This is a genomic window from Streptomyces sp. TLI_185 (assembly GCF_003814765.1).
In the GTDB taxonomy this organism is placed as follows: domain Bacteria; phylum Actinomycetota; class Actinomycetes; order Streptomycetales; family Streptomycetaceae; genus Streptomyces.
Genome location: NZ_RKRB01000001.1, coordinates 4,114,752 through 4,127,294, shown reverse-complemented (window position 1 = coordinate 4,127,294; position 12,543 = coordinate 4,114,752). Strand labels below are relative to the sequence as shown.

The 12,543-nt window shown below is 69.6% G+C and carries 10 protein-coding genes and 1 pseudogene; 9 read left to right on the top strand and 2 right to left on the bottom strand.

Going from position 1 to position 12,543, the window contains the following annotated elements:
• Nucleotides 1-52 precede the first annotated feature (52 nt).
• Genes EDD92_RS18840 through EDD92_RS18825 form a run of 4 tightly spaced genes read left to right on the top strand, consistent with a single transcriptional unit; the run spans nt 53 to nt 3,519 of the window.
• Nucleotides 53-853 (top strand): ABC-2 family transporter protein, encoded by an 801-nt coding sequence (locus EDD92_RS18840; protein WP_185124060.1) that lies wholly within the window; start codon nt 53-55, stop codon nt 851-853.
• A 49-nt stretch (nt 854-902) separates the two neighbouring features.
• A complete protein-coding gene (locus tag EDD92_RS18835) occupies nt 903-1,667 on the top strand; it encodes an ABC transporter permease (RefSeq protein WP_185124422.1) in 765 nt (254 codons plus the stop codon).
• Nucleotides 1,668-1,686: 19 nt separating this feature from the next.
• Complete coding sequence (locus EDD92_RS18830) at nt 1,687-2,670, top strand: ATP-binding cassette domain-containing protein (protein WP_185124059.1); 984 nt, start codon at nt 1,687-1,689, stop codon at nt 2,668-2,670.
• A gap of 33 nt (nt 2,671-2,703) precedes the next feature.
• Nucleotides 2,704-3,519 carry a DUF1707 domain-containing protein gene (locus EDD92_RS18825; RefSeq protein WP_123965417.1) on the top strand — a complete coding sequence of 272 codons (816 nt, stop codon included), beginning with the start codon at nt 2,704-2,706 and terminating at the stop codon, nt 3,517-3,519.
• A 64-nt stretch (nt 3,520-3,583) separates the two neighbouring features.
• Here the strand turns inward: EDD92_RS18825 and EDD92_RS18820 are convergent, their stop codons facing one another.
• Nucleotides 3,584-4,918 (bottom strand): SGNH/GDSL hydrolase family protein, encoded by a 1,335-nt coding sequence (locus tag EDD92_RS18820; protein ID WP_123965416.1) that lies wholly within the window; start codon nt 4,916-4,918, stop codon nt 3,584-3,586.
• A 220-nt stretch (nt 4,919-5,138) separates the two neighbouring features.
• Here EDD92_RS18820 and EDD92_RS18815 point away from each other — a divergent pair, with 220 nt between their 5' ends.
• Together EDD92_RS18815 and EDD92_RS18810 are read left to right on the top strand one after the other, a co-directional pair.
• A complete protein-coding gene (locus tag EDD92_RS18815) occupies nt 5,139-6,446 on the top strand; it encodes a DUF445 domain-containing protein (RefSeq protein WP_260326596.1) in 1,308 nt (435 codons plus the stop codon).
• A 53-nt stretch (nt 6,447-6,499) separates the two neighbouring features.
• A complete protein-coding gene (locus EDD92_RS18810; RefSeq protein WP_123965415.1) occupies nt 6,500-8,020 on the top strand; it encodes an MFS transporter in 1,521 nt (506 codons plus the stop codon).
• Between the two features lie 51 nt (nt 8,021-8,071).
• Here the strand turns inward: EDD92_RS18810 and EDD92_RS18805 are convergent, their stop codons facing one another.
• Nucleotides 8,072-9,550 carry an alginate lyase family protein gene (locus EDD92_RS18805; RefSeq protein WP_260326595.1) on the bottom strand — a complete coding sequence of 493 codons (1,479 nt, stop codon included), beginning with the start codon at nt 9,548-9,550 and terminating at the stop codon, nt 8,072-8,074.
• A 103-nt stretch (nt 9,551-9,653) separates the two neighbouring features.
• Here EDD92_RS18805 and EDD92_RS18800 point away from each other — a divergent pair.
• The 3 genes and pseudogenes from EDD92_RS18800 to EDD92_RS52430 form a co-directional block, all read left to right on the top strand.
• Nucleotides 9,654-9,749 (top strand): annotated as a pseudogene (locus EDD92_RS18800) (IS481 family transposase); the annotation flags it as partial.
• Nucleotides 9,750-9,964: 215 nt separating this feature from the next.
• Nucleotides 9,965-10,762, top strand: a complete 798-nt coding sequence (locus EDD92_RS49885; protein WP_185124058.1) for an AraC family transcriptional regulator — start codon at nt 9,965-9,967, stop codon at nt 10,760-10,762.
• Between the two features lie 36 nt (nt 10,763-10,798).
• Nucleotides 10,799-12,319 (top strand): CHAP domain-containing protein, encoded by a 1,521-nt coding sequence (locus EDD92_RS52430; RefSeq protein ID WP_123965414.1) that lies wholly within the window; start codon nt 10,799-10,801, stop codon nt 12,317-12,319.
• The last annotated feature ends 224 nt before the right edge of the window (nt 12,320-12,543 follow it).

Here is a 12,543-nt window from a genome sequence, read left to right as displayed (position 1 = left end):
GCGGACTAGGCTCCTGCGCTTCGGTGTCGGGCGGTCCGGGAGGTTGACTGACGTGGGCTCGGGACGGTTGTACGCGGCCGTCGTGGCGGGCGGTTTCAGACGTTACGCGACGTATCGGGCAGCCACTGCGGCAGGGGTGTTCACCAACACCGTCTTCGGGCTGATCCTCGTCTACACGTATCTGGCGCTGTGGGACGAGAAACCGCACCTCGGAGGGTACGACCAGGCGCAGGCCGTCACCTATGTGTGGCTGGGGCAGGCGATCTTCGCGGCGATGGCGATCGGGGGCGGCGGGGTCGAGGGCGAGTTGATGGAACGGATCCGTACGGGGGACGTCGCGATCGACCTGTACCGGCCCGCCGATCTTCAACTGTGGTGGCTGGCGGCCGATGTGGGGCGTGCGCTGTTCCAACTGCTCGGACGGGGCGTGATCCCGTTCGTCTTCGGTGCGCTGTTCTTCCCGGTGGCGCTGCCGGGGGATCCGGCGACCTGGGGTGCGTTCGTGGTGACCCTGGTGCTGGCCGTGGTGGTCGGTTTCGGTATCCGGTACCTGATCGCGCTGTTGACGTTCTGGCTGATGGACGGCACCGGCATGACGCACATGACCATGCTCGCCGGGTTCTTCTGCTCGGGGATGATGCTGCCGCTCAATGTGTTCCCGGGCGCGCTCGGCGATGTCGTACGGGAGTTGCCGTGGTCGGCGCTGCTGCAGAAGCCGGCGGACGTGCTGCTCGGGGAGGCCGATCCGTGGGGGACGTTCGCCTTCCAGGGCGCGTGGGCGGTGGTGCTGCTGGGGACCGGGCGGCTGCTGCAGTCGGTGGCGACGCGGAGGGTGGTCGTTCAGGGTGGCTGAGGCGGGCCGGGTGGTGGACGGGCTGCGGGCCTACCGCCTGATCGGCGGGATGTGGATCCGTTCCACGATGGCGTACCGAGCGTCCTTCGCGATGACCACGTTCGCGAACTTCGCGGTGACCGCGCTGGACTTCGTGGGGATCCTGCTGATGTTCTCGCGGGTGAAGGTGCTGGGCGGCTGGCCGCTGCCCGAAGTCGCCTTCCTGTACGGCCTGTCGAGTGTCGCCTTCGGGTTCGCGGATCTGGCGATCGGCTCGATGGAGCGGCTGGGGCGGCGGGTGCGCGACGGCACGCTGGACACGCTGCTGGTGCGTCCGGCGCCGGTGCTGGCGCAGGTCGCGGCCGACCGTTTCGCGCTGCGCCGGCTGGGCCGGATCATGCAGGGTGCGCTGGTGCTCGGGTATGCGCTGACCGCCGTCGACATCGACTGGACGCCGCTGAAGGTGGTGTTGATGCCGGTGATGATGCTGAGCGGTGCGGGGATCTTCTGCGCGGTGTTCGTGGCGGGCGCGGCCTTCCAGTTCGTGGCGCAGGACGCCTCCGAGGTGCAGAACGCGTTCACGTACGGCGGCGCGACGCTGCTGCAGTATCCGCCGACGGTGTTCGGCAGGGAGCTGGTGCGCGGGGTCACGTTCCTGCTGCCGCTGGCCTTCGTCACCTGGCTGCCCGCTGCCTATGTGCTGGGGCGGCCGATCCCGCTCGGGCTGCCGCAGTGGGTGGCCTTCGCGCCGCCCCTGGTGGCGGCGGCGTGCCTTGCGCTGTCCGGTCTGGCGTGGCGGGCCGGGCTCAGGTCGTATCGGAGTACGGGGAGTTAAGGGAGTCTGCAGGGTGACGATGGACGCCTTCATTGAACTGGACCGCGTCGAGAAGGTCTTCGACGTACGCAAGAAGACCGGCTTCCTCAAGCGTGAGCGGCGGCAGGTGCGCGCCGTCGACGGCATCTCCTTCACGGTGGCGCGCGGCGAGATGGTCGGCTACATCGGCCCGAACGGCGCCGGGAAGTCGACGACGATCAAGATGCTGACGGGGATTCTGACCCCTTCCGGTGGCCGGCTGCGGGTCGCGGGCATCGACCCCTCGCGCGAGCGGACACGGCTCGCGCACCGCATCGGGGTGGTGTTCGGGCAGCGTACGACGCTGTGGTGGGACCTGCCGCTGATCGACTCGTACAGGCTGATGCACCGCATGTACCGGATCCCGGACGCCCGTTACCGCGAGAACCTCGACCGCTGTGTCGAACTCCTCGAACTGGGCGAGCTGTTGGACGTTCCGGTACGGCAGCTGTCGCTCGGGCAGCGGATGCGCGGGGACATCGCGGCGGCCCTGCTGCACGATCCGGAGGTGCTGTACCTCGACGAGCCGACGATCGGTCTGGACGTCATCTCCAAGGCCAAGGTGCGGGGCTTCCTGCGGGAGTTGAACACCGAGCGGGGCACCACGGTGCTCCTGACGACTCACGACCTCCAGGACATCGAGCAGCTGTGCTCGCGGGTGATGGTCATCGACCACGGGCGGCTCATGTACGACGGTGCGCTCGCGGGTCTGCACGAGGTGGGGGAGAGCGAACGCACCCTGGTGGTGGACCTGGAACGGGAGACGGCGCCGATCGACGCGGCGCCCGCCCGGGTGGTGAGGGTGGAGGGACCGCGGCAGTGGCTGGCGTTTCCGGCGGGGGAGTCGGCGGCGGCTCTGGTGGCGCGGATCGCGGCGGAGTATCCGCTGGCGGATCTGTCGGTGCGGGAGCCGGACATCGAGGATGTCATCGCCAAAATGTATGCAGGTTCGACCCCGGGGCACACCGAGAAAGCGGTCTCGTAGCCGCGGGGCGGGCGAACTCGTAGGCTGCCTTGTATGACCGACGACGCCGCAGTCCCGGAGCTTCGCGCATCCGACGCCGATCGTGAACGAGTCGCCGAGGTCCTGCGGGACGCCCTCGCGGAGGGGCGTCTCGACATGGAGGAGTTCGAGGAGCGGCTGGAGGCAACCTACAAGGCGCGGACGTACGGCGAACTGACGCCGATCACCCGTGATCTGCCGGTCGCCGGGGTCACCCCGCCGCCTCCCGTGTCGCTGGTCAAGGAGCCCGTGCAGAGCGGGAGTTGGGCGGGGCGGATCGTCGGCGGCGAGGGGTCGTCCTCGTGGGCCGTCGCCGTGATGTCGGGATTCCAGCGCAAGGGGCGCTGGACCGTGCCGAAGGTGTTCAACTGCTTCGCCTTCTGGGGCGGCGGGGAGATCGATCTGCGCGAGGCGAACTTCGCGGACCACGAGGTCGAGATCAACTGCGTTGCGATCATGGGCGGGATGAACATCATCGTGCCGCCGGGGGTCGAGGTCGTGGTGCGCGGCATCGGGATCATGGGCGGGTTCGACCACAGCGAGGAAGGCGTGCCGGGGGAGCCGGGCGCTCCGCGGGTGATCGTGAACGGGTTTGCCTTCTGGGGCGGGGTCGGGATCGAGCGGAAGCTGACGCGGGGGGAGCGGCGGCGGCTGAAGGAGGAGCGGCGGCAGGAGAAGCTGGAGCGCGGGGGCGCGCATCAGCTGGGGGAGGGGTTTGCGGATCATCGCCGGATGCTGGAGGGGCATCGGGAGTGGCGGCGGGAGATGCATGAGGAGCGGCGGGAGCGGCATCGGGAGCGGCGGGATCGGCGGCGGAACGGGGAGTACTGAACCGGCGGTTGGGTTGGGGTGGCGGCGGCACGATTGCCCGCAGGCTAGGGCAGGCAGGGTCCCGCTAAAGCTGTGCCGGTGCCGAGCCCTTCAATTCATCCAGGTCGAAGGTCTGGGCCATCCTTGCGAAGCCCTTGTCCGTTGGGTGGAGATGGTCGCCCGAGTCGTAGTCGGAGCGGAGGCGGCGCGGGTTGTACGGGTCGCGCAGGGCCTTGTCGAAGTCGACGACCGCGTCGTAGATGCGGCCCGAGCGGATCTCCGCGTTGATCTGGTCCCGTACCGCCTCGCGGGCCGGGGTGTAGCCGCGGTGGCCCTGGAAGGGCATGAGGGTGGCGCCGATGACCTTGATGCCGTGGGAGTGGGCCTGGCGGACCAGGGTGCGCAGGCCGTCGAGGATCTTGTCCGGGTCGGCGAGGCGGGGGTTGCGCAGGATGTCGTTGACGCCGAGGGCGATGACGATGACCTTGACGTTCGTACGGGCGAGGGCGTCACGGGAGAAGCGGCCCAGGCCGCTCTGGTTGTCGGCGGGGCGGCCCAGGCCGCTCGCGAGGACCTGGTTGCCGCTGATGCCCTGGTTGACGACGCTGTAGCGGGGCAGGTCCTGGCCGGACCTGATCGCCGTGCGCAGCCGCTCCGAAAGGACGTCCGTCCAGCGGTGGTTGGCGTTCTGCGTGGACGTTATGCCGTCGGTGAGGGAGTCGCCGAACGCGACGACGGTGCCGTCCGACTCGTTGCTCAGCACGTCCAGCGCGGTGAGGTAACGCCAGAACGGCGTCTGCTCGGTGTAGCCGGTGCCGGTCACGTCCTCGGTGAGGTCGCCCTCGGCGACGTAGGAGATCTGACGTGCGCGCGGGTGGTAGGTGACCGGGCCCGAGGGGCTCGGGGAGTACGTGGTGACCAGGACGTCGCTGCCCTCGGGGATCACGATGCGGACGTCGTCGCTGAGGACCTGCTGTCCGGCCGGGATGACGACCGTGGTGCTGCCGCCGAAGGTCAGCCGCCGCATGGTGTCCGCGGACGCCGCCGCGGTGTCGGAGGCGACGGCCACGGCGATCGAGGCGTGCGTGACGGTCAGCGCCGTCTGGCCGTAGAGGTTGGAGAGGGTGATACGGGCACTCGTACCGCCCACGCTCGTGTGCACGACGTTGCGGACCGAGCGGCCCGCCATGCCGAACGTCTCGGTGCCGGGCTCGGCGCCGGCCGGGGAGGCCGACCAGGAGCCGACCCAGATGCCGGTCGAGGCGGGGGCGGCGGGGTTGCGAGCGGCGCCTCCCCTGCCGAGTGCGTTGGTGCCGGCGGTGCCGTCGTCGGCTGCGACCCCGACGTATATGGCGGTTGAAAGGCCCACGATCACGGCGATGATCGCGGAAAGCAGGGCATAACCGTGACGCTTGGTCATGCGGTGCGGGTCTCCTCGGGCAAGTGGAGCCCGAGGCTCCGAAGTGATCACCCCCATGATGCGGGATGGGGTGAGGGGTGGCCGAACAGGACCCCCCTTTGGGCCACCGGAGTTCACGAAGAGCCTCCCCCTCCTGACAGACGCCGGGAACTCTCGTTCCGTTCCAGTAGTCGGTCAGGAAGGGACAATATGTGCAGGGGATCACGAACGGGTGGAGTGTATGGAGCGCACGAATCCGGTGGAGAAGGGTGTCACCGCCCGCGCGATGACGACGTTCAGTGCCGCCGACGAGGAGAAGCAGCGAGGGGTGCGGCGCATGAAGCTCACCGCGGCCGGGCTGCTGCTCTTCGTGGCGCTGGTGTACGTCCTCGCCATGTGGGCGGACAACTCCGGGGCGGGCCCCTGGGCGGGCTATGTCGCCGCGGCCTCCGAGGCGGGCATGGTGGGCGCGCTCGCCGACTGGTTCGCGGTCACCGCCCTCTTCCGGCACCCGCTGGGTCTGCCGATCCCGCACACGGCGATCATCCCGACCAAGAAGGACCAGCTCGGGGTGTCCCTGGGCGAGTTCGTCGGCGAGAACTTCCTCTCCCAGGACGTCGTACGACAGCGGCTGCGCGCCGTCGGCATCGGCAGCCGGCTGGGCGCGTGGCTCGCCGACCCCGAGCACGCGGACCGGGTGACGGCCGAGCTGTCGGCGGCGCTGCGGGGTGCGCTGACGGTGCTGCGCGACTCGGACGTGCAGGCGGTCGTCGGCGAGGCGATCACGCGGCGCGCGGACGCCCAGGAGATCGCACCCGGCATCGGGAAGATGCTGGAGAAGGTCGTCGCGGACGGCGGCCACAAACGGGTCGTCGACCTGATCGTGACACGGGCGCACGACTGGCTGGTCTGGCACGACACCGAGATCATGGAGGCCGTCCAGGGCGGCGCCCCCGGCTGGACGCCCCGTTTCGTGGACAAGAGGGTCGGCGAGCGCGTCTACAAGGAACTCCTCCGCTTCGTCACCGAGATGCGCGACATGCCCACCCACCCGGCGCGGGGGGCGCTGGACCGGTTTCTGACGGACTTCGCCTCCGACCTGCAGTCCGACACGGACACCCGGGCGCGTGTGGAGCGCCTCAAGGGCGAGGTGCTGGGCCGCGGAGAGGTGCAGGACCTGATCGCGTCCGCCTGGACCGCCGTACGGTCGATGATCGTGTCGGCGGCGGAGGACGAGCGCAGCGAGCTGCGGCTGCGCGTGCGGGCCTCGCTGCTGTCGCTGGGCGCGCGGATGGCCGTGGAACCCAAGCTGCAGGCGAAGGTCGACGGCTGGGTGGAGGGCGCGGCTGTGTACGTGGTCACCACCTACCGCAAGGAGATCACCTCCTTGATCACCGACACGGTGGCCGGCTGGGACGCTGAGCACACCACCCGCAAGATCGAGGCCCACATCGGCCGTGACCTGCAGTTCATCCGGATCAACGGCACGGTGGTGGGCTCGCTGGCGGGGCTGTTGATCTACACGGTGTCGCGGGCGCTGGGGGCGTAAGGGGGCGGCGTACGGGCACCCGGCCGGGGTTCCGCTCAGTGAGGAGGGAGCCCATGACCATCGCGGAGGCCGCCACCGGCCACACCGTGACCACCGACATCCCCGCCCGTCTCGACCGTCTCCCATGGTCGCGCTGGCACTGGACGATCGTCATCGGCCTCGGCACCGTCTGGATCCTCGACGGCCTGGAGGTCACGGTCGTCGGCAACATCGCCGGCCGGCTGTCCGAGTCCGGCAGCGGCCTGCCGATCTCCTCGGGCCAGGTCACCGGCATCGCGGCCGCCCTGTATGTGGCGGGAGCGTGTGCCGGTGCCCTGTTCTGGGGTCGGCTGACCGACAAGTGGGGCCGGAAGAAGCTCTTCATGATCACCCTGGCCGTGTATCTCGCGGCCACCGCACTGACCGCCGTCTCCTACTCGAGCTGGTGGTTCTTCGCCTTCCGCTTCCTGACCGGCTTCGGTATCGGCGGCGAGTACGCGGCGATCAACTCGGCGATCGACGAGCTCATCCCGGCGTTCTACCGCGGCCGCGTCGACCTGATCATCAACGGCAGCTTCTGGCTCGGCGCGGTGGGCGGCTCACTGCTGTCGATCGTCGCGCTGAACACCGACATCCTGCCGAAGAACGTGGGCTGGCGACTGACGTTCGCCCTCGGCGCGCTCCTGGCGTTCGTGATCCTTCTCGTACGACGGCACGTCCCGGAGAGTCCACGGTGGCTGCTGATCCACGGCAGGGACCGTGAGGCGGAAGAGATCGTGACATCGATCGAGGAACGGGTGGAGGCGGAGAAGGGACAGCCGCTGGAGCGCCCCGAAGGCGAGATCACGATCCACCAGCGCCGCAGCGTGAGCTTCGTGGAGATCGCCCGCACGCTGTTCTCCGACTACCGCCGGCGCTCGGTCCTCGGCTTCTCGCTCTTCATCGGCCAGGCCTTCCTCTACAACGCGATCACCTTCGGCTTCGGCGCGATCCTGACGACTTTCTTCGACGTCCCGACCGGCGACACCGGCTACTACTTCGCGGTGATCGCGATCGGCAACTTCTGCGGTCCGCTGCTGCTCGGCAAGCTCTTCGACACGGTCGGCCGCCGGGTGATGATCTCGTCGACGTACCTGATCTCGGGCCTGCTGCTGTTCGGCACGGCATGGCTGTTCGACCGGGGCTCGCTGAACGCGGGCACGCTCACGGCCTGCTGGTGCGCGGTCCTGTTCTTCGCGTCGGCCGGCGCGTCCAGCGCCTACCTGACGGTCTCCGAGGTCTTCCCGATGGAGACCCGCGCGATGGCCATCGCCTTCTTCTACGCCCTCGGCACCGCGGCCGGCGGCATCAGCGGCCCGCTGCTGTTCGCCGACCTCACCGGCACGGGCAAGGTCGGCGACACGGTCCTCGCCTTCCAGATCGGCGCGGCCCTGATGTGCGCGGCGGGCCTGGTCGCGGCGTTCCTGGCGGTACGAGCGGAACGCCGCTCCCTGGAAGACATTGCGAAGCCGCTCACGGCGGCGGCATCGACGGTGACCGGGAAGGCCCGGTCGGCGGCGGAGGGGCGGGGGAGGTCACGACCGGCCACGGCGTAGGACTGTGGCGTAGGGCTATGACCTGGGACGCCGAAGGGATACGGCCTGGGGTCACCGAGCGTCGCCCTGACGGGCCCGGTCACGGCGCCGCAGCAGGAGCAGTCCGCCCGCGAGGGCGGTGATCCCCGTGGCGGCAGCCCAACCGATGGCGTCATCGGAGCCGGTGGCGGCGAGGTCGCCACCGGCGGCGGGCGAGGCGGACGCGGTGGCCGCCGTCTGAGGCCGCGGGGCGGAGGCGGCGCCCGAGGCCGAGGCCGATGCGGCGGGCCTCGGTGCGGCCTTGGTGTCCGCCGCCCTGTCCCGCGTGAACGCCAGCGTGCCGAAGCCGAGCTGGTCGAACCCGCCGCTGTTGGGCCCGTAGTCCCCACCGCCGCCCTCGGGCGCGGCCTTGGCGGCGATCTGCGTGAGGTAGGTGGCGGACAGCCCGCGCCGCTTGGTGTAGTGGTTGGCGATCATGGCCCAGACCGGCCGCACCTGCGTCGGGCTGGTGGGGGCGACGTTGGTGGGCATCTGGATCCCCGGCCGACGGTCCAGTTGGGCGTAGGGCGTGTACGGCACGCTTCCGCCCAGGCTCCACTTGGCCACGTACTGAGCGCCCTTGAGGAAGCGGTTGTCGTCGTAGCCGTACAGGTCGATGCCCTGGTTCCAGGCCATCTCGCAGACGGTGCCCATCAGGCCGACGCCCATCAGCGAGTGCCCCTGGTCGCGCCCGGCTTCCATCCACTCGGCGAGCCCGTCGTCGTACACGACCGGGATGGCGTGCTTGATCGAGCCCATGCCGGCGCCGTGCTTGAAGTACTCGACGGCCCGCTCGACCTTGTCCTGGTCGTCGCAGAAGATGCCCGTGGCCAGCGCGCAGGCCATGTTGCACAGGTCCCAGTTGGGCCAGTAGTGAGGGGCGGCGGTGCCGTTGTTGTGGTTGACGAGGAAATCCTCACTCACCGAGTAGAAGACGTCGACCAGCATCTTCTGGAATCTCTCGAGTTGGAAGTCCTTGTGGTCGCGGACGAGTTCGGCCGCGTTGGCGGCCTGGTAGCCGTATATCCCCGCGGCCAGGAACCGGTCGGCGCTGCCCGAGACTTTCGTCAGCTTCGCCGACCAGGCGTTGAGGATCGCGACGGCGGTGTCGGCGTGGGCGCTGTCGCCACTGACGTGGTAGCGCAGGGCGTTCTGGTACGCGGCGTGGATGTCGTTGTAGAGGGCCCCGTAGTTCTGCGGCCACGTGCTGGGGGGGCGCGCTTCCCAGCCCCGGTACACGATGGTCTGCGGATTGGGCGTCCAGTCGCTCTGCGCATGCCGGTTGGCGGTCAGCTTCGCGTACCCGGCGGTGTAGGGGGAGGCGCCGGCCTTCACTTTGGCGGCCATACGGGCGAGGTCGGCACCGGTGTGCAGCAGTCCGGGGTGTGCGTAGGTCGTACCTGCGGCCGCAGCGGGGCCCACGCCGACGCCCGCCCCGATCCCGACGGCTCCGGCGGCGGCACCGGTGGCCTTGAGCATGGTCCGGCGGCTGATCTGTCGTGTCACATGCATGGCATGGAGACGGGCGGGGGCGGGCCCGATAACGAAAAGTGGTCGGGCAGCTGCGGCAGGCGGAGCCGGGCTGCGCTCTCAAGGGGCCGCGGGGGACCGCGCGACGAAGCCCACGTGGGGTCAGACCTGCCGCGACCTGGACATCAGCCCACGCTGGACCCGCCCCGGGCAGCCGCAGGCCAACGGAAAGGTTGGGCGTGGCGTGCCGCCCTGAGCGCCATACCTCTCGACTCGGCATGTTCGGGTCAAAGAATCGACCAGGTATCCGCAAAAGACCGTCCGCCGCCGCCCGTGCTCATCCTCCCGACCCTAAAGTCGCTGACCGGGCGAAGTCGGGGGGACCTGTCGGTGGATGTGTACGCACAGCCTCACCCCGCGCTGCGAGAACTGGTTCAAGGCGCCTATCACGCGGGAGTGGAGACCCTCTCCCCCGGCGAGGTCATCGCGGTGCCGGCGAGTCTGTCGGTGTCGTTGAACCTGAACTTCGGTGAGCTCCCGCCGGGCCTGCCTGCCGCCTACGCGGCCGGACCCGGTTTCCTCTACCGGTACGGCGGGGGCGAAACGTCCTCGGTGCAGGTGGCCTGGATCGGGCTGCGGCTTACGCCGCTCGGCGCCTGTCGGCTGCTCGACGTGCCGCCGAGCGACCTGGCCGGGCACGTCGTCGACCTGGCCGAGGTGTTCGGGACCCAGGGGCGCGTGCTGGCCGAGCGGTGCCGAGCCGCGCGCAGTCACTCGGAGCGGTTCGCCCTGCTCGACGCGTTCCTCCTGCGCCGCTCCGCAGAAGGGCTGCGGCCCAGTGCGGAGATCGTACGGTCGTGGCAGTTGCTCTCCCGCTCCGCCGGGCGGGTTCGGATCGCGGAGCTCGCGGCGGACGTGGGGTGGAGCGGTGACCACCTCGGGCGGGTGTTCCGGCGACAGGTGGGGTTGCCGCCCAAGACAGTGGCACGGCTGATGCGGCTGATGAACCTGCTCACGTGCGTCGACGCGGAGCGGACGCGCTGGCCCGAGCTCGCGGCCGACCACGGATACAGCGACCAGTCCCACTTCAACCGCGACATGCGGGAGTTCACCGGCATGTCCCCTTCGGAGTACCTCTCCCGGCTCCGGCCGTGCGGCTGCCTGGATGCGGTGCCAAAGCCCCCGGGCCGGTCCGGGTGGGCCGCGAGCGGCGCATCGGATTCGTTCAAGACGGCGGAAGTGGCGCGTTCGTAATCTGCGACGGAGATTCCGCTCCCCACAGAGGACGCCATGCATTTCGCACACATCAGCCCGCCGCTGCGCAGGTGGGGCATAGCAGTGACCGCCCTGTTCACCCTGGCCTTCTACTTCGCCGCACCGGCTCCGCCGGCCCACGCGGACATCGTGCTGGGAGACGTCCAGACCATCGCCGACATCGCGCGCGGCCAGACTCACCGCTTCGAGAGCCTCGGGGAGCCGGGACGGGTCTGCGATCCCGGATATCTGACGAGTTGCCGCGGCAACAAGGGAAGGGGGGAGTACTGGTGTTCCGACTTCGCCAGGTGGGTGTGGGACCGGGCCGGCTTCCACACCGAGTATCTCGACCCCCGCGCCCGCAGCTTCAAGGAACAGCGGGGCAGATACGGCGGTGAGCACTCCGCGCCGCAGGTCGGCGACGCGGCCCTGTTCCACGACATCGCCGGAGGCGCGCAGGGTGTGGTCCACCACGTGGCCGTCGTGGTCGCGGTCGACGGCGGTTCGGTGACCATCGTCAGTGGTGACGTGGGCGGCGAGGAGAACGTCTCAGCCCCCGAGGGCAACGAAGAAGCCCACTACGCGCACACCGCGAAGGTCCGTGAGGACACGCTCGGCTCCGCACCGGGGACGATGTTCGGAAACTCCGAGGCGATCGACGGCTACGTCAGCCCCGTGCCCAAGAGCCAGCCGCTGAACGGCGGCGGGGGCTCGGGAGGCGGCGGTGCCAGTGGTGGCGGGGGCGGCGGCTCCGACAAGCTCTGGATGAACACCTTCGCCACGGCCACCGGACGCGATCACGGCGGAAAGCTGTACGCCGGGCGCAACTACGTGTTCTGCCGCGCGTGGGGCACCCAGGTGGGTTCGGGCAGCGCGTACAACCACTGGTGGCTGTACACCGACATGGACACCGGCGGCCGGGACTTCGTCTCCGCGTACTACCTCAGCGGCCAGGGCAACGACGTCGCCGAGGACGAGAACGGCAACGACCTGCCGACCTGCGACGGCACCACCACCGGCACGGGCCGCAGCGGCGGACACGTCTGGGTCAGGACCTTCGCCGCCGCCAAGGGGCTCAACGACGGGGGCACTCTCAACGCGGGGCGCAACTACGTCTTCTGCAAGATCTGGGGCGACAAGGTCGGCTCCGACAGCGCCTACAACCACTGGTGGCTCTCCACCGACATGGACACCGGCGGCAAGGACTTCGTCTCCGCGTACTACCTCAGCGGCCAGGGCAACGACGTCGCCAAGGACGAGAACGGCGACGACATTCCCGAGTGCGCCTCCGGGGACGACGCCGGCGGCAAGGTGTGGGTGAAGACCTTCACCACCGCCTCCGGACGCGACCACGGCGGCGCCCTCTACGCGGGCACCAACTACGTGTACTGCAAGGTCTGGGGCGCGCAGGTGGGCTCCGGCAGCGCGTACAACCACTGGTGGCTGTACACCGACATGGACACCGGCGGCCGGGACTACGTCTCCGCGTACTACCTGAGCGGCCAGGGCAACGACGTAGCCAAGGACGTCAACGGGCAGGACATCCATACCTGCTGACGCAGGCCCCGGAGCACTGAGGTTCTTCGAGGTGGCCACCTGGCCGTCGATCAGGTGATGGTCCACAAAGCGCAACGGGCGAGGCCCCGGGGTTGTTGGTCGAGATGTCTGATGTCTCAATCACGTTGCTCGGGGGCCTCGTTGGTCATCCGTCCAGCCGCACTTCCTGGCCCTCACCGGCATCGCCTGCACCCTCATATGCTGTCGCAGACTCACCGCACGAG